17 protein-coding genes are annotated in these 21,603 nt (G+C 68.7%); 8 read left to right on the top strand and 9 right to left on the bottom strand.

Going from position 1 to position 21,603, the window contains the following annotated elements:
* Nucleotides 1–217 precede the first annotated feature (217 nt).
* Together OG734_RS13275 and OG734_RS13270 are read left to right on the top strand one after the other, a co-directional pair.
* On the top strand, nucleotides 218–655 hold the full coding sequence (locus OG734_RS13275) for a PPOX class F420-dependent oxidoreductase (protein WP_330293649.1): 438 nt from the start codon (nucleotides 218–220) through the stop codon (nucleotides 653–655).
* 648 nt (nucleotides 656–1,303) lie between these two features.
* Nucleotides 1,304–4,303 carry a hypothetical protein gene (locus tag OG734_RS13270; protein WP_330287692.1) on the top strand — a complete coding sequence of 1,000 codons (3,000 nt, stop codon included), beginning with the start codon at nucleotides 1,304–1,306 and terminating at the stop codon, nucleotides 4,301–4,303.
* Nucleotides 4,304–4,400: 97 nt separating this feature from the next.
* Here the strand turns inward: OG734_RS13270 and OG734_RS13265 are convergent, their stop codons facing one another.
* The 5 genes from OG734_RS13265 to OG734_RS13245 all read right to left on the bottom strand — a co-directional run bounded on the left by OG734_RS13265 (nucleotide 4,401) and on the right by OG734_RS13245 (nucleotide 10,195).
* Nucleotides 4,401–5,228 (bottom strand): carbohydrate ABC transporter permease, encoded by an 828-nt coding sequence (locus OG734_RS13265; RefSeq protein WP_330287691.1) that lies wholly within the window; start codon nucleotides 5,226–5,228, stop codon nucleotides 4,401–4,403.
* Between the two features lie 24 nt (nucleotides 5,229–5,252).
* Nucleotides 5,253–6,131: a carbohydrate ABC transporter permease gene (locus tag OG734_RS13260; protein WP_330287690.1), complete on the bottom strand. Its 879-nt coding sequence runs from the start codon at nucleotides 6,129–6,131 to the stop codon at nucleotides 5,253–5,255.
* Complete coding sequence (locus OG734_RS13255) at nucleotides 6,128–7,528, bottom strand: extracellular solute-binding protein (protein ID WP_330287689.1); 1,401 nt, start codon at nucleotides 7,526–7,528, stop codon at nucleotides 6,128–6,130. The genes OG734_RS13260 and OG734_RS13255 overlap by 4 nt, the downstream gene beginning before the upstream one ends.
* Before the next feature lie 136 nt (nucleotides 7,529–7,664).
* Nucleotides 7,665–8,378, bottom strand: coding sequence for a response regulator (locus OG734_RS13250; protein ID WP_189149644.1), 714 nt, complete (start codon nucleotides 8,376–8,378; stop codon nucleotides 7,665–7,667).
* Nucleotides 8,375–10,195 (bottom strand): sensor histidine kinase, encoded by a 1,821-nt coding sequence (locus tag OG734_RS13245; RefSeq protein ID WP_330287688.1) that lies wholly within the window; start codon nucleotides 10,193–10,195, stop codon nucleotides 8,375–8,377. Before OG734_RS13245 ends, OG734_RS13250 begins: the two co-directional genes overlap by 4 nt.
* A 205-nt stretch (nucleotides 10,196–10,400) precedes the next feature.
* Between OG734_RS13245 and OG734_RS13240 the strand changes: the two genes are divergently transcribed.
* A complete protein-coding gene (locus OG734_RS13240; RefSeq protein WP_443065085.1) occupies nucleotides 10,401–11,825 on the top strand; it encodes a cation:dicarboxylate symporter family transporter in 1,425 nt (474 codons plus the stop codon).
* A 272-nt stretch (nucleotides 11,826–12,097) separates the two neighbouring features.
* Here the strand turns inward: OG734_RS13240 and OG734_RS13235 are convergent, their stop codons facing one another.
* Nucleotides 12,098–12,715, bottom strand: coding sequence for a TetR/AcrR family transcriptional regulator (locus OG734_RS13235; protein ID WP_330287686.1), 618 nt, complete (start codon nucleotides 12,713–12,715; stop codon nucleotides 12,098–12,100).
* A 126-nt stretch (nucleotides 12,716–12,841) separates the two neighbouring features.
* Between OG734_RS13235 and OG734_RS13230 the strand changes: the two genes are divergently transcribed.
* Complete coding sequence (locus tag OG734_RS13230; protein WP_330287685.1) at nucleotides 12,842–14,575, top strand: MFS transporter; 1,734 nt, start codon at nucleotides 12,842–12,844, stop codon at nucleotides 14,573–14,575.
* 233 nt (nucleotides 14,576–14,808) lie between these two features.
* On the opposite strand, the gene OG734_RS13225 is transcribed toward OG734_RS13230, so the two are convergent.
* The 3 genes from OG734_RS13225 to OG734_RS13215 all read right to left on the bottom strand — a co-directional run bounded on the left by OG734_RS13225 (nucleotide 14,809) and on the right by OG734_RS13215 (nucleotide 17,606).
* Nucleotides 14,809–15,855: a zinc ribbon domain-containing protein gene (locus OG734_RS13225; protein ID WP_330287684.1), complete on the bottom strand. Its 1,047-nt coding sequence runs from the start codon at nucleotides 15,853–15,855 to the stop codon at nucleotides 14,809–14,811.
* Between the two features lie 299 nt (nucleotides 15,856–16,154).
* Nucleotides 16,155–16,601 (bottom strand): ASCH domain-containing protein, encoded by a 447-nt coding sequence (locus OG734_RS13220; RefSeq protein ID WP_330287683.1) that lies wholly within the window; start codon nucleotides 16,599–16,601, stop codon nucleotides 16,155–16,157.
* Nucleotides 16,602–16,649: 48 nt separating this feature from the next.
* A complete protein-coding gene (locus tag OG734_RS13215) occupies nucleotides 16,650–17,606 on the bottom strand; it encodes an NAD-dependent epimerase/dehydratase family protein (protein WP_330287682.1) in 957 nt (318 codons plus the stop codon).
* A 72-nt stretch (nucleotides 17,607–17,678) separates the two neighbouring features.
* Here OG734_RS13215 and OG734_RS13210 point away from each other — a divergent pair, with 72 nt between their 5' ends.
* The 4 genes from OG734_RS13210 to OG734_RS13195 all read left to right on the top strand — a co-directional run bounded on the left by OG734_RS13210 (nucleotide 17,679) and on the right by OG734_RS13195 (nucleotide 21,490).
* Nucleotides 17,679–18,194: an Lrp/AsnC family transcriptional regulator gene (locus tag OG734_RS13210; RefSeq protein WP_330287681.1), complete on the top strand. Its 516-nt coding sequence runs from the start codon at nucleotides 17,679–17,681 to the stop codon at nucleotides 18,192–18,194.
* Nucleotides 18,195–18,280: 86 nt separating this feature from the next.
* Nucleotides 18,281–18,712, top strand: a complete 432-nt coding sequence (locus tag OG734_RS13205) for a MerR family transcriptional regulator (protein WP_330293648.1) — start codon at nucleotides 18,281–18,283, stop codon at nucleotides 18,710–18,712.
* The gene (locus tag OG734_RS13200) at nucleotides 18,709–19,041 is read left to right on the top strand and encodes a thioredoxin family protein (protein ID WP_330287680.1); all 333 of its coding nucleotides are present in this window, start codon (nucleotides 18,709–18,711) and stop codon (nucleotides 19,039–19,041) included. The genes OG734_RS13205 and OG734_RS13200 overlap by 4 nt, the downstream gene beginning before the upstream one ends.
* Before the next feature lie 139 nt (nucleotides 19,042–19,180).
* A complete protein-coding gene (locus tag OG734_RS13195; RefSeq protein ID WP_443065084.1) occupies nucleotides 19,181–21,490 on the top strand; it encodes a HelD family protein in 2,310 nt (769 codons plus the stop codon).
* Nucleotides 21,491–21,603: the final 113 nt, after the last annotated feature.

Raw genomic sequence — 21,603 nt, 5'->3', positions numbered from 1 at the left:
GGTGTCGGTCGTGTGGGCATGTTTCGAAGATCTGTACGGTACGGTCGGGGGCTCGGCCGGGCGGGTAACTGGCCGGTACTGGCGAGTACTTGCGGCGCGATCCTTGCGGTTCGGGGGTGGCGGACATGATGAGGCCGGGTGGGTGGCTTCGGAGGGTGGTGGTCGTGTGAGCGGCAAGGCGGAGCAGGAGCAGGGGCAGGGAGTGGGCGCGGGCGGAGTGCAGAAGGTGGAGGGGCATATTCGTGAGCGTCTGCTGGCTCCCAACTTCTGGCACCTCGCGACGGTCGGCGCCGACGGGATGCCGCAGGTGTCGCCGATGTGGGTCGACATCGAGGGCGACCACGTCATGGTCAACACGGCCATCGGCCGCGTGAAGGAGGAGAACCTCCGCCTCAACCCCAACGTCTCGCTCTCCCACCACGACCCCGAGAACCCGTACGACCGCGCGGAGATCCGGGGGTGCGTGGTGCGGTTCGTGGAGGGCGAGGAGGCGGAACGTTCCATGGACCGGCTCACCAAGAAGTACATCGGCGAGGACCGGTATCCGTGGCTTCTGCCGGGGGAGCGGCGCGTGATGCTGCTCATCGAGGTGACGCGGGTGCGGCGGGTTGTGGGGGTGGAGCCGTTCCGGCCCGGGGTGCTGCCTGAGGTGTGAGCGGGGTGCGGTGCTACGGGGTCGGGGCGGGGGCGCTACAGCCACGCCCCGTCTCCATGATGGACGCCCTTCGTCCGGGCCCCGCCCGAGCGGCCCGGGGTGGCGCCGGTGGGGACATGTAAGGGCGGCGGATCCCGCGCGGCAGGGACATGTAAGGGCGGCGGATCCCGCGCGGCAGGGACATGTAAGGGCGGCGGATCCCGCGCGGCCGGCGACCGGAACGCGAAGAACGCGTCTCGCTGGGGACACCCGGTATGGGCCGCCGCATGACCGAGGCCTCGAACCAGTGGGTTCGTGCGCCCTGATGGACTGCGCCCCGCCCGCCGGTCACTCGGGACAGTCGCTGATTTTCATGACGCTCACCTATTGCTCGCGCCGGTGATGGCGCCGTAGCCTCCCTGAGGCCACCATACATCCGATGACTTTGGGCGTAGGGCGTACACGGCCTGGTCCGGCTATCGGCCGATCCGGCCGCGCCACGCCCAGCCACCCAGCTCCGCGAGCCTCCCCATCCGTCATTCCCCCTGCAGGCCAGGCCACCGCCCCCTCAGGCGGGCAGACAGTCCAGTCCGCACTGCACCCCGCAACATTGTTCAGCCAGCAATCATCGGATCTATCTCGTAGAGATCCGTACCTAAAGGGGCATCAATGCCGCTGTTCCCTCAAAAAGCCACCGGCTGTTTCGGTGTGCTCGGCGCGCTGCTGTGCGCCGCGGTCGTCGCACCCACCCCCGCGGCCGCTGCCACTTCCACCCCGCTGTACGCGTCGCCCACCGGCTCGGGCAGCACCTGCACGGTCAGCGCGCCCTGCAGCCTGGCCGGCGCCAAGACCAAGGTGCAGGGCCTGGTCTCCGGTATGGCTGCGGACATCGACGTGTATCTGCGCGGCGGGACCTACCGACTCGCGGAGGCGTTCGCCCTGGGCCCCTCGGACTCCGGGAAGAATGGTCACAAGGTGGTCTATGCCGCCTACCCGGGCGAGAAGCCGGTACTCAACGGCGCAAAGAAGATCACCGGTTTCTCGGTGTACGACAGCGCGAAGAGCATCTACCGGGCCGCGGTGCCGGCCGGCACGCAGAGCCGACAGCTGTTCGTCGACGGGGTGCGCGCCCAGCGGGCCCGCGGCCCGCTCAACCCGGGCGGCTTCACTCTCAGCGGGTCCAGCTTCACCACCAGCGACACCTCCTACGCGTCGTTCACCAACGCCTCCTCGGTGGAGGTCGCGTACGACAAGGACTGGAAGCACATGCGGTGCCCGCTGGCGGGCATCACCGTGCCCAGCGGCGGCGGATCCAGCCTCAACGTCGACCCGGACTGCTTCGTGGACAACAACACCTCGGTGGTCAATCGGGGCTTCCCCTTCAACGGCGCCGGTCTGCCCAAGCTGGACGGCGTCACCTGGGTGGAGAACGCCTACCAATTGCTCGACGAACCGGGCGAGTTCTATCTGGACAGCGCGGCGGACTACCTCTACTACAAGCCGCGCACCGGTGAGAACCTCAGCACTGCGGACGTGGAACTGCCCGTACTGGAGAAGCTGGTGGACGCCAGCGGCACCCCGGGCCACCTGACCCCGGTCAACGACAATGACTCGAACGCCATGTACACCGGCGCGTGGTCCACCTCCACCGGGCGCACCTACGGCGACCTGAACGCCGATGTGCACGCGGCCACCACCAACGGGGACTCGGTGAGTTACACCTTCACCGGCACCGGCCTGGACGTGCTGTCGGAGGTCAACAGCGACGAGGGCGGCATCGACGTCTACGTCGACGGCACCAAGACCCAGAGCGTGAGCGCGGCCGGCTCCACCCGGCTCGCCCAGCAGGTCATCGCCTCGGTGAGCGGGCTGACCAAGGCGCAGCACACCGTCAAGCTGGTCAAGACCAGCGGCACCTACATGGTGATCGACGGCTTCACCGTCATCCCCGACACCGTGGCCCCGGTCCACGACATCACCTTCCAGGGCCTCACCTTCGCCTACACCACCTGGATGCTCCCCTCCACCGTCGGCTACATCGACAATCAGGCGGGAGTGCTGTGGGACGCCGCCACCCAGGCCCCGCTCCGCATTCCCGCGGCCGTCCAGATCCACCGCGGCTCCGACATCAGCCTCACCGGCAACGAGATCACCCACACCGGCGGTAACGGCGTCGACCTGGCCGACGGTACGCAGGACACCTCGGTCACCGGCAACTTCATCCACGACACCTCCGGCGGCGGCGTCTACGCCGGAGAGGTCGACGACTACTACCTCACCGACACCGCCCGGATGACCACCGGCGACACCATCTCGCAGAACTGGATCGAGCACGTCGCCCTGGACTACCGAGACGCGGTCGGTATCTGGGGTGGCTACACCCGCGACCTGACCATCGCGAACAACGACATCGGCCACACCGCCTACTCCGGGATATCGCTCGGCTGGGGCTGGGGCTACGCCTCCCCCTGCAGCATGCAGTCGGCCCAGGGCCTGTCGACCTGCCGCCACGGCACCATCTACGCGGGTGACAACCAGATCCTGAGCAACCACGTCCACGACGTGATGAACGTCCTGCACGACGGCGGCCCGATCTACACCAACGGCGGCCAGGGCAACGGCGACGGCTCCGCCACCTCCGTGACCTCGGGGAACCTGCTCGAGGTGACCAACCACACCAACCAGGTGATCTACCACGACGAGGGCAGCTCCTACTGGAACACCCACGACAACGTCGTGCGCCTCGGAGGGGGCAACTGGGTCGGCATGTGGACGCCGACCATCCATGACAACAACATCCACGACAACTACGCGGACCGGTCGTCGTACGACAACCGGGGCACCAACATCACCCTGGCCCAGTCGACAATCGTCTCCGGCGGCGCCTGGCCCGCCGCGGCACAGGCGATCATCGCCGCGGCCGGACCGACAGCCGCGTTCCGGCCGCTCACCGGCCTGATCGACGACGACGACACGGCCATCAGCTACACCGGCTCCTGGAGCGGCAGCGGCTACCGCGGCCTCGGTGACCTTCACGACGCCCTGCACGCCACCTCCACCAACGGTGACAGCGCCACCCTGACCTTCACCGGCACCGGGGTCTCCGTGATCGGGGAGAAGTACAGCGACCAGGGCCAGATCGAGGTCTTCGTCGACGGCACCTCCAAGGGCCTGTTCGACACCTCCGCCGCCACCCGCCAGGCGCAGCAGACCGTCTACAGCGTCAATGGTCTGACCGCCGGCAGCCACACCATCCAGGTCGTCAAGCGCAGCGGCGCGTACGCCACCGTGGACGGTTTCGAGGTGACCGGCACCTACAACAACACCAACGCCTCCGTCGCCTACAACGGAAACTGGGATCGCTTCGCCAACCGCGGCCTCGGCGATTACCAGGACGACGTCCACGCCGGCACCGTCAACGGCGACTCGGTCACCGTCACCTTCATCGGCACCGGGATCGACGTGATAACCGAGACCAACACCGACGAAGGCACGATCGCGGTTTCCCTCGACGGAGCCTCGAAGGGAACCGTCAACGCCAACGCCACCAGCCGCCATGTCCAGCAGACCGTCTACACAGTCAGCGGTCTGCTGACCGGACGGCACACCCTCACCCTCACCAAGAACAGCGGCACCTACATGGTGATCGACCGGTTCGACGTGAAATGACCCGACCGCGGCCTCGGTCGCACAGCAGCCGCCCGGCCATCCCTGGCACGGGCGGCTGTCCTGTTTCGCTCCCCCCGCAGCCGAGCCGCTGTCTCCCTCACCCCTTGACCGCCCCACCCAAGGCAAACCCCCCACCCACCCGCCGCGCCACCAACACATACAGCAAAATCACCGGCGTCGAATAAATAACCGAAAACGCAGCCAACTGCCCATAGACAACCGTCCCCCGATTCCCGAAGAAATCATTGATGCTCACGCTCGCCGGCATCTGATCCGGCGTGAGCAGCAACATGAACGGCACAAAGAAGTTCCCCCACATCATCACGAACGAGAACACCGTGACGACAGCCACTCCCGGCCCCATCAACGGCAACACAATCCGCACCAGGGACTGAAACGACGAAGCCCCGTCCGTCCAGGCAGCCTCTTCCAGCTCCCTCGGCACCCCGTCCATGAAATTCTTCATCAGCCAAATAGCAAAGGGAAGCTGAGAAGCCGCAAAGAAGAAGATCGTGCCCTGCATGGTGTCGATCAGATTCACCCGCACGAAAAGCGCATAAACCGGCACCATGATCGCGGTGATCGGCAGACAGGTGGCGAACAGCACCGTCAGCAGAAACGGCCGGTTGAACCGCGACCGGAACCGCGACAACGGATACGCGGCCAGCGCCGCACACACCACCGTCAGCAGCGTCCCACCCCCGCACAGCACCAGACTGTTGAGCAGCGGCGTGAACGTGACGTCGTCCGTGAGCACCGCGTCGAAGTTCCCCAACGTCAAACCGTCCGGAACCCTCACCCGCAGATCAGCCCGCGGATCCAGAGCCGACAGGACAACCCACGCGAGAGGCAGCACGAAAGCCCCCGCCAGAACCAGAAGCCCCGCATCGGCCGCCAACCGGCGGTTCGCGCGCCGGGACTTCATCGTCGCCCTCGTGACCACGGCGTCTCACACCTCCGTACGCAGCAGTCGCATGTACACCACCGAGAACAGAGAGCCGACGACCAGCAGCAACAAAGCCACCGCAGTCCCGTACCCGATCATGCTCTTCTGGAAGGCCTGTTCGTACATGAACAGGGGCAGCGTCTGACTCCTGTTCCCCGGGCCGCCCCTCGTCATCACCCAGATCAGGCCGAACACCGACAGGGTCTGCAGCGTGTTGAGCATCAGGTTCGTGCCGATCGAGCGACGGATCATCGGCAGCGTGATGTGCCACATCCGCCGCCAGCCCCCCGCCCCGTCGACCTCCGCGGCCTCCGTGATCTCCTTCGGGATCTCGTTCAGCGCCGCCGAATACACCAGCATCGAGAACGCCGTACCCCGCCACACGTTCGCGAACGACACCGCCAGGATCGGCAGCGTGAACAGCCAGTTCTGGGACGGCAGATGGAGCCAGTCGAGGATGGCGTTCAGGGTGCCCTCTCGCCTGAAAAAGGCGTACAGCAGGAACCCTGCCACCACCTCCGGCAGTACCCATGCCGTGATCACGATCCCGCCCACCACCGTCCGCACCGGCTTCGACGCGCGCTGCATCAGCGCGGCCAGCGCCAGTCCCAGCGTGTTCTGGCCGATGAGGGACGACAGAACCGTGAAGACGAGCGTCAGCCATACGGCGTTCAGGAACGCCTCGTCCTTGAACGCCGTACGGAAGTTCTCGAAGCCGATGAACGACGACTCGGCCTGGCCCGTCAACTGCAGGTCGGTGAAGGCGATGTAGGCGCAGTACGCGATCGGGCCGGCGAGGAAGAGCACAAGCAGAACCAGCGCCGGTGTGACCGGAAGCGTGCGGGTCAGGGTTCTTGTCAGAGAGCGCCCGGTCGCGCTCACCGCTTCTCGACGACCTGGTCGCCCGTCGCCGACTTCAGCGCCTCGTCGTACGCGCTCGCCGCCTCCTCCACCGACGCGTCGCCCGTCGTCACGCCCTCCATGGCCTCCTGGATGGCCGTCGAGACCTTCGGGTACGCCGGATACGCCGGGCGGTAGTGCGTGCTCGCGACCAGGTCCGTGAAGAACTTGATGCCGGGCTGGGCGTCGACGTACGCCGGATCGGCCGCAACGTCCTTCCGGACCGCGATGCCCGAGTTGGCGACGTACCACTTCTGGGCGTTCGCCTTCGTCTGCATCGTCTTGATGAACTCGAAGGCCAGGTCAGGGTTGGCCGCCTTCGACGGGATCGCCCATGTCCAGCCGCCCGACATGCTCACCTTGCCCGGCGCCTGGCCGTTCTGGGTCGGCATCGCCGCCAGGCCCAACTTCGTCGACCACTCCGGCCATTCGTGACCGCTGCCCGGCAGCCAGTCCTGGGGGAGCCAGGAGCCGTCGAGGTTGATGCCCAGCTTGCCCTCCGGGAGCAGTTCGCCGCGTACCCGGGTGCCGATGTTGGGGTCGAGGGCATCCCCGACGTCAGGGCCCAGCTTCTCCTTGTACACCGTTTCGACGAAGGTCAACGCGTCCTTGAAGGCCTTGCTCCCGGCGATCCACTTCTTCGACGAGCCGTCGTACAGCGGGTCCGAGGTTCCCGCGCCCTCCGTCCCGTACAGGAGCATCTCGAAGCCCTGCATGGTCGCCCCTTCGCCCACCGGCTTGCCCGTGTAGACGTTCAGGGGGATGGCGTCCGGGACTTTCTCCTTGATCGTGCGGGCCGCGGAAAGGACCTCGTCCCATGTCTTCGGCTGCCAGTCGGCCGGCAGGCCCGCCTTCTTGAAGATGCCCTTGTCGAACCACAGTCCACGCGTGTCCGTGCCGTCCGGGACGCCGTACGTCTTGCCGTCCTCCGCCTTGGCCGCGGTCTTCGCCGTGTCGATGAACTGGTTCCAGTCCGGCCACTTGGCGAGGTAGGCGTCCAGCGGCTTCAAGTACCCGCTGGTGATGTCCGAGTTGATGAGGAAAGTGTCCTCGTAGACCAGGTCGGGGGCCGTCTTGGGGGAGCGGAGCATCTGCTGGACCTTGGTGTAGTACTCCGAGTCCGGGGCCTTGATCGGGACCAACTCCACCTTCTTGCCCGGGTTGGCCTTCTCGAACTGTTTCCTGATGTCCGCGAGGAAGGTGTCCATCACCCTGATGGAGTTGTCGGTCGACTGTTTGAAGGAGATCTTCACCGTGTCCGGATCACTTCCGGAGCCGCCGCCGCAGGCTGTGAGGGAGCCGGCGGCGATGGTGAGGGTGGCGGCAAGGAGTAGACGGAACGGGGTAGTTGGGCGGGCGGCGGTGGGGCGCACGGGCACGACCTCCTACTGGCCTACTGGCGACGTCGTTGTGGCCGAGATGGCTGCCCCGTGAACGTAGAGCGATGGTCCAGTCCGGTCAATGACCTTGCAGCGTCTACCGGTTGCTTCGCTCAGCGTGCCCGCTGGGCCTTCGCTAGCCCTTGACCCACCGGTACTGCAGCTCCGGCCGCCCCACCTGCCCGTACTGCGGGCTCCGCGCCGCCCGCCCCGCGTCCACCAGGTGTTCCAGGTAGCGCCGGGCCGTGATGCGTGAGATGCCGACCTCCTCGGCGACGCCGGCCGCGGTGAGCCCCTCGGTGCTGGCCCGGAGGGTCACCGTGACCCGTTCCAGGGTGGGGGCGCTCAGGCCCTTGGGGAGGGCGGCGGGGCCAGGTGCGCGCAGGGTCGCCAGGGCGCGGTCGACCTCGTCCTGGCCGCTCGCCTCGCCGGCCGACGCGTGATACTCGGCGTACCGGACGAGGCGGTCCCGGAGGGTCGCGAAGGTGAACGGCTTCAGTACGTACTGCACGACCCCCAGCGAGACCCCCTCCCGTACCACCGCCAGGTCCCGCGCCGACGTCACCGCTATCACGTCCGCGTGGTAGCCGGCCGCCCGCAGCGAGCGGGCCAGTTGCAGACCGTGGCCGTCCGGGAGGTGCAGGTCGAGGAGGAGCAGGTCGACGGGCGTACGGTCCAGCGCGCGCCGCGCCTCCGCGCCCGTGTGCGCCTTGCCGACGGCCGTGAACCCGGGCACCCGGCCCACGTACATGACATGCGCGTCGGCGGCGACCGGGTCGTCCTCCACGACGAGAACGCGGATGGGGTCGGTCGTCGTATCTCTGCGCGTCGTATCTCTCGGGTCGGTCATACGTCGCCTCCTGGCAAGGCGGGCTCGGCGGCATCGCCGGGTTCGGCGGGTTCGGCGGGTTCGGCGGACTCAGTGGTGGACCTGGCGGTGGATCCGGCAGTGGGCTTGACGGGCGCGCGACGCCCCATAGCGTCTGCCGAGGCCACCGTAGGCGCATCGCCCGCAGACGCGGCCACCGTTGGCGCCGCCACCTTAGGCAACGGCAGCCGTACCTCGAACTCCGCCCCGCCGCCCGCCGCCTCAGCCACTGTCAGCGTGCCCTCGTGACGGGCCACCGCCTGCCGTACGAGGGCCAGCCCGAGACCCCGCCCGCCCGGTCCCGCCGGTTTGGTCGTGAAGCCCCGTTGGAAGACCGCCTCCGCGTGCGCCGGGTCGACGCCCGCGCCCGTGTCCGAGACCCGCAGGACGAGCAGGGAGTCCTCGGTCAGGGCCGTCACCGTCACCCGTGAGGCCCCCATGCCGCCCTCCACGCTTCCCTGGGCCGCGTCCACCGCGTTGTCGATGAGGTTGCCCAGGATGGTGACCAGGTCGCGGGAGGGGAGCGTGTCGGGGAGGAGGCCGTCGTCGAGGCTGCTGTCCTCGGACACCACCAGCTCCACGCCCCGCTCGTTCGCCTGTGCCGTCTTGCCGAGCAGCAGGGCGGCCAGGACGGGTTCGCTGACCGCCGCGACCACCTGGTCGGTGAGCGCCTGGGCCAGTTCCAGTTCGGCGGTCGCGAAGTCCACGGCCTCCTCCGGCCGGTCCAGCTCGATCAGGGACACGACCGTGTGGAGGCGGTTCGCCGCCTCGTGCGCCTGTGAGCGCAGCGCCTGCGTGAACCCGCGCTCGGAGTCCAACTCGCCCATCAGGGACTGGAGTTCCGTCACATCGCGCAGGGTGACGACCGTGCCCCGGCGCTCGCCGCTCGACACCGGGGAGGTGTTGACGACCAGGACCCGGTCGGCGGTCAGATACACCTCGTCGACGCGCGGCTCGGCCGACAGCAGCGCACCCGTCAGCGGCGCGGGCAGCCCCAGCTCGGCCACGGACCGGCCGACGACGTTCCCCTCGTCGGAGACGCCCAGCAGCTCCCGCCCCCCGTCGTTCATCAGCGCCACCTTGTACTGCCCGTCGAGCATCAGCAGCCCCTCGCGTACGGCGTGCAGGGCGGCCTGGTGGTAGTCGTGCATGCGGCTCAGCTCGGCCGCGTTCATCCCGTGCGTGTGGCGGCGCAGGCGCGCGTTGATGACGTACGTGCCGACCGCGCCCAGCGCCAGCGCGCCCGCCGCGACCCCGAACAGTGCCGTGACCTGGTCCTGGACCCGGGCACTGATCTCCTCGACCCGGATACCCGCGCTGACCAGCCCGATGATCTCGCTGTCGGCGCCGCCGGCGCGGATCGGGGTGACCGCGCGGACGGACGGGCCGAGCGTGCCGGAGAAGACCTCCGTGAACGACTCGCCCCGCAGCGCGCGTTCCCTGTGCCCGAGGAAGCGCTGACCGATCTGGTCCTTGTCCGGGTGGGTCCAGCGGATGCCCTCGGGGTTCATGATCGTGATGAAGTCGACGTCCGTGTCGTGCTGCACCTGGAGGGCGTACGGCTGGAGCAGCGTCGTCGGCTGGGGGGCGGTGCTTATCGCCTCGCGCACCGAGGGGGCGTCCGCGACGGAACGGGCGACGGCCATCGCCTGGCGGCCCGCCGCGTCCTCAGCCTGGCTGCGGTCGCTGAGGTACGTGAACAGCGCACATCCGGCCACCACGACCGCTATCAGCACGGCCTGCATCGTGAACAGCTGGGCGGCCAGGCTGCGGGGTCCGGGAACGCGGGGGAAGCGCATGGTGCCAGTCTGCCTCTCCTTATAAGCGTGAACTAAATGAACGGAAGGGTGACCGCCCTCACAGGCCGGGGGATAGTCACGGCATCGCAGGGACGCGATTCACGGGCCTTGGCCTGTTTTCGGTCGCCGCCCGCGACCCCGCAGCACCATCGCATCCCCAGCACAACTTTCTCCCCATCCCCCGGACGTGAGCCGCACGCCGGTGATGCCGACGACGACGTCAAGGAGGGCAGCCGTGGCCACCTCATCCTCAACGGCACCTGCCGCACCCGCCGCCAAGCGGGACCGTACCCACTACCTCTACATCGCGGTCATCGCCGCGGTGGCCGCCGGTATCGCTGTGGGTCTGATCGCCCCGGACTTCGCGGTCGAGCTGAAGCCGATCGGTACCGGCTTCGTCAACCTGATCAAGATGATGATCTCGCCGATCATCTTCTGCACGATCGTGCTCGGAATCGGTTCGGTACGGAAGGCCGCGAAGGTCGGCAAGGTCGGCGGTATCGCGCTCGGCTACTTCGTGCTCATGTCGTTCGTCGCACTCGGCATCGGCCTGGTCGTCGGCAACCTCATCGAGCCGGGCACCGGCCTCGCGCTGACCGACGCCGTCAAGGAGACCGGCCAGGCGCAGGTGTCGGCCGAGGCCAAGGACACCACCGAGTTCCTGCTCGGGATCATCCCGGCGACGTTCGTCTCCGCGTTCACCGTGCCCGAGGTCCTCCAGACGCTGCTGATCGCCCTGCTCGCCGGGTTCGCGATCCAGGGCATGGGCTCCACCGGGGCGCCGATCCTGCGCGGCGTCGAGCACATCCAGCGCCTCGTCTTCCGCATCCTCGGCATGGTCATGTGGGCCGCGCCCGTCGGTGCGTTCGGCGCCATGGCCGCGGTGACGGGGTCCGCCGGCGTCGACGCGCTCAAGCAGCTCGCCATCCTGATGCTGTCCTTCTACCTCACCTGTTTCCTCTTCGTCTTCCTGGTGCTCGGCGCGCTGCTGAAGATCTTCACGGGCCTCAACGTCTTCTCGCTCTTCAAGTACCTGGGCCGTGAGTTCCTGCTGATCCTCTCGACCTCCTCCTCCGAGTCCGCGCTGCCGCGCCTCATCGCGAAGATGGAGCACCTGGGCGTCAGCAAGCCCGTGGTCGGCATCACCGTCCCGACCGGCTACTCGTTCAACCTCGACGGCACCATGATCTACATGACCATGGCGTCCCTGTTCATCGCCGACGCCATGGGTACGCCCATGGCGGTCAGTGAGCAGATTCCCCTGCTCCTCTTCCTGCTCGTCGCCTCGAAGGGCGCGGCGGGTGTCACCGGCGCCGGTCTCGCGACCCTGGCCGGCGGTCTCTCCTCGCACAAGCCCGCCCTGGTCGACGGCCTCGGCCTGATCGTCGGCATCGACCGCTTCATGAGCGAGGCCCGCGCCCTCACGAACTTCGCGGGCAACGCGGTCGCCACGGTCCTGATCGGCACCTGGACCAACGAGATCGACAAGACGCGCGTCGCGGAGGTCCTCGCCGGTCAGCACCCGTTCGACGAGAAGACGCTCATCGACGAGAACGACGGCTTCCACCCGGACACCGCTGACACCGAGATCCCCGAGCAGGGCGGCGAGAAGGAACTGGCCAAGGCCTGACACCGGCCATTGCCTGCCATTACCCGCCGTCACCGGCTCACTGAAAATCCCGGAAGACTCATCCCGGAAGACTCATCCCGGAAAACTCCGGGTGGCTGGACACTCCCCCGTAGTCCAGCCACCCGGCCTGGGGCACCCCGGCAGGTCCGCCGGAGCACCAGGACCCCGAAAAACGCCGAGCGGCCAGGCTCTCCCCGTAGCCTGGCCGCTCGGCCATTTCTGCTTCTCTGCGACAGAACAACGGAACGACGGGACGACGGGCATTGCCCGTCTCAGTCGCTCAGCTCGGCCACCAGCGCGGTGGCCCGGGGGACAGGGACGCCCGCCGTGGTCAGCAGGGTGACCGCGGCCGATGGGCCCGCCTCCTGCGCTGCCAGGAGCCCGTCGTTCACCGCCTCCATCAGTGCGAACAGCATCTGCTCGTGCACGTACGCCAGCGCCGGCGCCGGCAGCGGTGAGCTGAACACGCCCTCCTCCAGGCCCTGTCTGAGCACCTCGACGCAGGCCTCGCGGACCGGCGTGAACCGGTCGCGGATGCCCTGCACGGTGACGCTGCGCTGGGCGAGCCCGACGAGTATCCGGTAGCGGTCGGCGACCTGCCAGACCGCGAGGGTGGTCCTGGCGACGCACTCCGCGGGATCCTTTGCGCCCTCACGCCCCTCGGCGTACGCGGCGGCCACCGCCTCGACGGCGCCGTCGAGCAGCGTGCTGATCAGCGCCTCCCGGCTGGGGAAATGCCCGTACACGGTTCGTCTTACGACACCTGCCGCGCGCGCGATCTGGTCCATCGAGGCGTCTGGGTCGCGCAACAGTTCGGCGAGGGCGATGTCGAGTATGCGGCGGCGGTTGGTGTCTGCGCGGCTGGTGGTGCCCGTGGTCATGGCTGACATTGTGCCTTCCCTTCCTTCTATTTGCACAGTGCTGTGCAGTTGAGTATGTTGCACATTATTGTGCAACTGCACGTCACTGTGCAAAATGATCAATGGTAAGCAAGCCAGGAAGGCGAACCCGTGGCCATGCGACTCGTCAGGCTCGTCAGGACGCAACCCGTCGAGAGGATGACCCGCCCCTACGCCCGGCGCTGGTGGGCGCTCCTCGTGCTCTGCCTGAGCCTGCTGATCATCGTGATGGCGAACACCGCCCTCACCGTCGCCGCCCCCGACATGACCCAGGACCTCGGCCTGTCCAGCGCTGACCTCCAGTGGGTCATAGACGGTTACACCGTCCCGTACGCGGCCCTGATGCTGCTGCTCGGCGCGATCGGCGACAAGTACAGCCGGCGCGGGGCGCTCGTGCTCGGCCTGGTCGTCTTCGGGGCAGGGTCGATCGCCGGTTCACTGGTCGGCAGCGCGGCCGGCGTCATCGCGGCCCGTGCCGTCATGGGTGTCGGCGCCGCACTGATCATGCCCGCGACGCTCTCCCTCCTCGCCGCGACCTTCCCGCGCGCCGAACGCGCCAAGGCGATCACCCTGTGGACCGCCACCGCCGGACTCGCCATCGCGGCCGGCCCACTGGTCGCGGGCGCGCTGCTGGAGAACCACGGCTGGGCGTCGACGTTCCTGATCAACGTGCCGATCGCCGCACTCGCGATCATCGGCGCCCTCGTCCTCGTACCGCCGTCCAAGGCGGGCCACCACGACCGGATCGACTACGTCGGCGGGCTGCTGTCCGTGGTGTGGATCGGCGCGCTGGTCTACATGATCATCGAGGGGCCGCACTTCGGCTGGGGCGTCAAGGCGGTCACGGCGGCGGTCGCCGCAGGCCTCGGCCTCGTCCTCTTCGTCGTGTGGGAACTGCGCCACCCGCGCCCGGTCCTCGACGTACGCCGCTTCACGCAGCGCCGGTTCGCGGGCTCGAACCTCGCGGTCGCCCTGTTCTTCCTGGCGGTCTTCGGCGCGTTCTACTACCTCACGCAGCACCTCCAGTTCGTGCTCGGCTACGACGCCCTGGACACCGGCCTGCGTATGCTGCCCCTCGCCGGCGCGGTCTTCGTCGGCTCGGCCCTCACCGGCTACTTCACCCCGCGCGTCGGCATGAAGGTCACGGTCACGGCGGGCATGGTCGGCGGTACGGCGGCCCTCGCGCTGCTCTCGCAGGTGGACTCCGGTTCTTCGTACGGGACCTTCGTCGCGCCTCTCATCGTCCTGGGCCTCGCGATCGGCCTGGCGCTCTCCCCGTGCACGGACGCGATCATGGGGGCGTTCCCCGAGGCCGAACTGGGCGTCGGGGGTGCGGTGAACGACACCTCGCTGGAGCTGGGCGGCTCGCTCGGCATCGCGATCCTCGGCTCGCTGCTCTCGACGTCGTACGCCTCACACCTCACCGACGCGACGAACGGCAGCAAGTTGCCGGCGGGCGCGCTGAGTTCGGCCCAGGATTCGGTCGGCGCGGGCTACCAGGTGGCCCAGGCGATCGGCGAACGGGCCCAGCAGCTCGGGGCGCAGGCATCGCAGGCGGCGAGCGCGGGGAAGCCGGAACAGGCGGCCGAGTTGAAGGCGCAGGCCGCCCAACTCGCCCAGGGGGCACGCCAGATGGCGGACGCGGTCGGCTCGTCCTTCTCGGACGCGGTGGCCCACACCAGCCTGATCGGGGCGGTGATCCTGGGGGTGGGGACGGTACTGGTCGCCGTGCTGCTGCCGGGGAAGGGGCGCGGGGACGGTCGTACGGAGCCCGCCGCGGAGGTATCCGGGCGGTCGGTGGAGGCTGCCGAGGTCGCCGAGGCGTCCGAGCTCACGCGTGCGGGTCGGTGATCTCCCGCAACAACGTGAGCGCCGAGACACACCAGCCGGGCCCGTCTGTCGGACGGGTCCGGCCCCTTCATCTCGGAGCCGGGTGAGTGGACCGGCAGCGAGATCGGCTTCCACATCATGCCCACGGCCGGCGGCACCGAGCTGCGGTTCACGCACGTCGGCCTGGTGCCGGACGTCGAGTGCTTCGGCGCGTGCTCCACGGCCTGGCTGCACGTCAACGGCAGCGTCTCAGATCAGCTTAGTGATCCTGTGTCAGACGTGGTGTCTGGCAGCGGGATGTCCCATCGTGGCGGGGTGGCGTGGGTGTGCAGGTGGAATCCTGCGCCCAGTGCTGCTCCGCGTGGCCGGTGACCGGCTGTGGTGGGGGTGCTGGTCGTGGTCACGTTCTGGTGCCGGTGGGCTGCGCGGGGCAGCCGGGTCCGGTCCGTTGGTGCGTGTCCCTCCGGACGCTTGCCCGCCGGGCCCGTGGGGCTGGTGGGGGAGGGTGCCCTGCGTCGCCTGGGCGCGGGGCGTGTGGAGCGGGGCCGGGTGGGGCCGGTCTTGGACCGGTCCGGCCGGCTGGCTTGGGTAGTGGTGGGGGTGATGACTGCCGTGGTTTCGAGTCTGTCGACCACGGTGCGGATCACCATCTGACCGGTGGTGCGGTCGGTGACGGTCTTGGCCTGGTGGGTGAGGCCGCGTGCGACGATGCGTTGCCATGCCCCGTGGTCGCGGTCGCCCTGCCAGCCGCAGTCCGGCTGGGGGCAGATGGCCCATTTCCAGCCCGGGGTGGTGGGGCGGTCGGGGGCTTTGCGGTGGCGCAGCGGGGTCAGGCAGCGGGGGCAGTGCCGGGAGGTGTTGCGGGGCGGGACGGTGACGACGGCGATCCCAGCCTCGGACGCCAGGTGCCGCATCCGCTCCATGACCTGGCCGCGCACGGTTTGGGAGAGGCGGGTGTTCATGATGCGGCCCATGCCTTTGGCTTCCATCGACCGCAGGTCTTCCACGTATATGACGGTGGCTTTGGCGGCGATGGCCTGGTCGACCGTCCAGCGGGCGGCGGCCCACGCCAGGGCGTCGTTGAGGTTGGTGCGGCGTGCGCTGACGCGGCGGATCTCCTCGCGCAGGACCTCGTGCCGGGCGTGCAGCGGGTGTCCGGTGTCGTCGGGATCACCGGTGTCCGTCGATGAGCCGCTGGTAGTGGTCGGCCTTGGTGTGCAGGCTCTCGGACAGGCGGCGCAGCCGGTGCTGCGCGCGCAGCAGACCACGGGCACAGGCAGTACGGGCCGTCTCCCCCGCACCCAGCGGCAGCCTCCGGCTCACCAGTCCCCCCTTCCCCGGCCCGTGGTGCTGTCATCCGATCAAAGACACCCCGGCGAAAAGGTCACGCATTCGATCTGAGCACTCGCATACGACACCGGCGCCGACGCGGGCATCGAACACATGGCAGGGGCGACCGGCAGATGACGCATCACTACGGATACCAAAGGAAACCCGTGAGCCTGATCACCACGGGAGAGGGCCTGCCCGAGCCGTGGTGACCGGCGGCCGGGCGGGCCAGGGCGGTTCAAAGCCCTGACGAGGCGGCGGGGCGAGAAACTCAGCGGCGGAGATCGGCCACGAGGCGGAAGCGTTCCAGTACCGCCGGTGTCGAGTCGTCCACGGTGAACCCGGGGTCGTCCAGCGCCGCCCGCATCTCCTGGCTGTGCCAGAACCGCTCGTGACCGGCCCGCCACGCGGCCACGTCGGCATAGCCCTCGCCTTCGTCGAGCGCGTGGGCGAGATCCACCTCGGCCAGCGGGACGACACGTACACCGGTGACCTCGATGATCCCGACCGGCCGATCGTCCGAGTCGACGACCACCGAACGGCTCCCGACCTCCGGCAGAGCCTCCCCCTCGTGCTCGTAGTCGACGACGAGCCCGGTCGTCGAGGTCTTGGAACCGTCGAGAATCGCGGCGACGAGCCGGTCGCGCAGCGGACCGGGAAAGGCGAACTCGGCTTTCGGGAGGTTCTCGCGTCGAGGATGCTGCTCGGAGGTCGTCATGGCGTCACCGTAGGGGGCAACTCCCTCTCCAGGCACGCCAGATACACGTCACTCGCCCTGCCCCCCAGCCGCGCCGAGCGTCTCGGCGACCGCTCGGGGCAGCCACTCCTGTACATGACCGAAGGTGAACCCCAGCTCGGTGGCCCGGGAGTTGTCCATGCCGTACGAGCGGGCGAAGGAGAACGGGGAGATCTGGCCGACGTCGACGTTCTGGAAGACGGTCCTGCCGTCCGGGATGTGCAGGGCCACGGCCGCGCACAACTCCTCGGTGGTCAGCAGGCCGTGGGAGGCGGCGTTGACCGGCCCGGCGAAGTCCTCGCCCACCGTCCAGAACAGGAAGTCGGCGATCTCCTCGACGTGGATGTAGGTCGCGGGCCGGTTCTCGGTCGGTACGGCTATCGGTGCGCCGGTACGGATGCGCTGGGCGTAGTGGTCGAGCCGGCCGGTGAAGTCGTCGGCGCCGCCCAGGACATGGGCCACGCGTACGGCGGTGTACGTGAACTCCGTGCCGCCGTCCGCCGTCGGGCTGCCGGCCGCGAAGACCGCCTCCGCCTGGCGCTTGCCCTCACCGTAGTGGGTGTCCAGGAACTCCGCTTTGTGCCAGGGGAGTTGGAGATCGACGGGAACGTCACGCGGATCGACGGCGTCCTCGCGCACGGGGACAACGATGTCCTCGTAGACGAGGGAGTCCTCGTACTCGTACACCTCGATCGTGGACGTCAGCACATAGCGCCGGGTACGGCCGCCGCCGAAGACGCGCCGGGCGATCGCCGCCTGGCGGGGCGTGTAGCAGACCTGGTCGACGACGACGTCGAAGGTACGGTCACCGAGAGCGGAATTCAGGGCGGCCTCGTCATCGCGGTCGGCGACCAGGTGAATTGCCCCGGCGGGCGGAGAAGCGGAGCCCCGGTTGAGAACCGTCACCCGGTCTCCGGCGGCTATCAGCCGGTCGATGAGCCGCTTTCCGAAATAGCGATTGCCGCCTATGACCAATACGTCCCGCATGATGTTCCTCCCCGTAGCGGATCTTGTGATCATAATTCTCCCGACGGACGAGCGAGTTCTGAAGGGGAAGTCATGGGACATCCGGCCGAGACGCCGAAAGAACCACGGCGGCTGCGGGTCGCGGCCAACGAAACGTCGGTGGCCTTCGACGCGTTGGACCGGCAGATCCTGGAGCTTCTCCAGAGCGACGGCCGGATCAAGCTGAGCGAGCTGGGCAGGAGGGTGCGGCTGAGCCCGGCGGCGGTCACGGAGCGCGTACGCCGGCTGGAGTCGGCGGGGGCGATCACCGGATACGGCGCCCGGGTCGCCCCCTCGCGCCTCGGCTACGGCATCCAGGCCTTCATCCGGGTCAACCCGCACGGCGGCTACACGCTCAAGCACCCCAGGACCCTGGCGCTGCTCGCCCGCCCCGAGGTCATCGAGGTGCATCACGTGGTCGGCGAGGACTGCTGGATCCTCAAGGTGGCCGTCGAGGACACGGTCCATCTGGAGGAGGTCCTGGAACAGACGTCGGCGCTGGGCCGGACGACGACGTCGATCGTCCTGTCGTCCCCGGTGGAGGGCAAGCCGCTGCTGCCCCCGGGGTGAGCTTGCTGGGCTGGGCTCGGCCGGGACGGGCTGCGCTTGCCTTGACGTCGGCGTCAAGGGCTACGTTCGTACGTATGCGAATCGGCATGCGAATCGGCGAGCTGGCGGCGCGGGCCGGGACCACCACACGGACCCTGCGGTACTACGAGTCGCGCGGGCTGCTGCCCGCGCGGCGCACGGACAACGGCTACCGCGCCTACGACGAGGACGATCTGAAGCTGCTCCGGCAGATCAGGACGCTCCAGGACTTCGGGTTCGACCTGGAGGAGACCCGGCCCTTCGTGGACTGCCTGCGGGCGGGCCACCCGGAGGGCGACTCCTGTCCCGCGTCACTCGCCGTCTACCGCCGCAAGCTCGACGAACTCGACGCGTTGATAGGCGAGTTGCAGTCGGTACGGGCGAAGGTCGGCGAACAGCTCACGCGGGCTGAGCGTGCGCGCGACGAGTTGGCGGCCGAGGCGACGGCGGTTCCGGGTGGCCCGGAACCGGAATGCGAGTGGGGAGGACGGACGCGATGATCAAGGCAGCGGGTGTTGCCGAGGTGACGGACGCGGACTTCGAGGCGGAGGTGATCGGGGCGGAGTTGCCGGTCCTGGTGGAGTTCACGGCCGACTGGTGCCCCCCGTGCCGCCAGATGGCCCCGGTACTGAGCGCTCTGGCGGCGGAGGAGTCCGACCGTCTGAAGGTGGTCCAGCTGAACGTCGACATCAACCCCCTGACCACGAACGCCTACCGGGTCCTGTCCATGCCGACGTTCATGGTGTTCCAGGGCGGCGAGCCGGTGCGGTCGATGGTGGGGGCGCGACCGAAAAGGCGGCTGCTGGAGGAACTGTCCGACGTACTCTGACGCACTCAGCCCTGCGCTGAAACCAAAGAAATCCCCCGAGCGATTGCGCTCGGGGGATTTCTTTGCGTATATTCGATGGTTCGCGACTTTATCGGGATCGAGTCGATCGAGTCGCGGAAAAGTTCAATGAGCAGAGTATATCCGAGCGGGAGCGGAATTGTCAAACAGGGGCGCAAACACGGAATCAACTCACGATGAATTGCGCGGGGAACAGGAATTCGTCGACGGGCTCTACGCCCGCGTCGACATCCTGCGCGGTGACACCGAGCACTCCGTCACGGACGCACTCGCGCAGGGCAGTACGCCGATGCAGGCCCGGCTCGAACGGGACGTGCTCGTCGCCGAACGGTCGGGGCTGCTGGCCGCGCTGAACGCCGTCGACGGATCGCTCTGCTTCGGACGTATCGATCTCACCTCCGGTGTCACCCACCACATCGGCCGTATCGGACTGCGCGCCGACGACGCCGAGCGCACCCCGATGCTCATCGACTGGCGGGCCGAGGTCGCACGCCCCTTCTATCTCGCCACCGGGCACACCACGATGGGGCTGCGCCGGCGCCGGCACATCAGCACCGACGGGCGGCGCGTCACCGCACTCCACGACGAGATCCTCGACCTCGGGGACGAGACCCGCACCGGCTACGAGGACCCCTCCGGCGATGCCGTACTGCTCGCCGCACTCGACTCCGCCCGCACCGGCCGGATGAACGACATCGTGCAGACCATCCAGGCGGAGCAGGACGAGATCATCCGTGCCCCGCATCGAGGCGTCCTCGTGGTGGAGGGCGGGCCCGGCACCGGCAAGACGGCCGTCGCGCTCCACCGGGCCGCCTACCTGCTCTACGAGCACCGCGAACTCCTCTCCAAACGTGCCGTGTTGATCGTCGGGCCCAACCCCGCCTTCCTGGGCTACATCGGCGAGGTGCTGCCCTCGCTCGGTGAGACCGGTGTGCTCCTGGCGACCGTGGGTGAACTGTTTCCCGGTGTGAAGGCCACCGTCGCCGACACCGCCGAAGCCGCTGCGGTCAAGGGGCGGGCCGGGATGGCGGACGTCCTGGCAGCCGTCGTACGGGACCGGCAGGGGCTGCCCGACCCCGTCATCGCGATCGAGCACGACCGGGACATCCTCATGCTCGACGCCGGTCTGGTGGGCGTGGCCAGGGAGCGGACGCGCGAGGCGAAGCTGCCGCACAACGTCGCGCGCGAGCACTTCGAGGGGCACATCCTCAACACGCTGACGGAGATGGTGGCGGAGCGCATCGGCACCGACCCGTACGACGGCAGCAATCTCCTCGACCCCAGTGACATCACCCAGATCCGCGACGACCTGGCCGAGAACCGTGAAGTCTGGGCTGCCATCGACCAGTTGTGGCCCCGCATCGGCCCACGACGGCTGGTCGCGGACTTCCTCGCCGCACCCGAGGGGTACGTGTCGGAGGCCGACGCGGACGCCATCCGGCGGCCCGTCACCCGGGCCTGGACGACGGCCGACGTACCGCTGCTCGACGAGGCGGCGGAACTGCTCGGCGAGGACGACCGGGTCGCCCGGGCTCTGGCGGAGCGCGAGCGCAGCAGTCAAGTCGCTTACGCGCAAGGTGTGTTGGACGTTTCGTATGCCTCCCGTACGTATGAGTTCGAGGACCTCCACGCGGAGGAGTCCGAGGTGCTCTCCGCGCACGACATCATCGATGCGGAACGGTTCGCCGAGCGGCACGAGGAGGACGACCTGCGCAGCGCCGCCGATCGGGCCGCGGCCGACCGGACCTGGGCGTTCGGGCACATCATCGTCGACGAGGCGCAGGAACTGTCGCCGATGGCGTGGCGGCTCCTCATGCGGCGCAGCCCGACCCGGTCGCTGACCCTGGTCGGCGATCCGGCGCAGACCGCCGAGCCCGGCGGGGTCGGGGCCTGGTCGGACATCCTCGCGCCGTACGTCCAGGACCGCTGGGAGCACGCCCGGCTGGGCGTCAACTACCGGACACCGGCCGAGATCATGGACCTCGCGGCGGCCGTGGTGAGGGCGGAGCGGTCGGACTTCGAGCCGCCGAGGTCCGTACGGTCGACCGGGGTTCGGCCATGGGTGCGAGCCGTCGACGGTGGTGACCCCGCGGAACTCGCGGAGGCCGTGGCGAAGGCCGTCGGCGAGTTGGCGCCCGTCGAGGGGCGGCTCGCGGTGATCGCACCGCGCGAGCTGCACGGGGAGTTGGCGGCGCGGCTCGACGGCGTGGAGGCGGGGGTGGAGCCCGATCTGACGCGGGGCGTCGTGCTGCTCGATCCCCGGCAGGCAAAGGGGCTGGAATTCGACTCCGTGCTGGTGGTGGAGCCGGGAGCCTTCGGCACGAGTGATCTGTACGTGGCGCTGACCCGGGCCACTCAGCGCGTGGGCGTGCTGTACCGGGGGGAGTTGCCGGGGGCGTTGGCCGCTGCCTCTGCCGCTGTCGAGGGGTGATGGCCGGCGGCTGATCGCGTGCACCAAGGGTCACCGAGGCGTAACAGTTCGCGCCATGGTCACTGCACGTGTACGGCTGGTGCGGTATGCGTGTCGGTATGGAAGCCCATCCC

Source organism: Streptomyces sp. NBC_00576 (genome assembly GCF_036345175.1).
Classification (GTDB): Bacteria; Actinomycetota; Actinomycetes; order Streptomycetales; family Streptomycetaceae; genus Streptomyces.
Note: the sequence above shows the minus strand (reverse complement) of the source record. Positions and strands in the feature narration are given on the sequence as shown.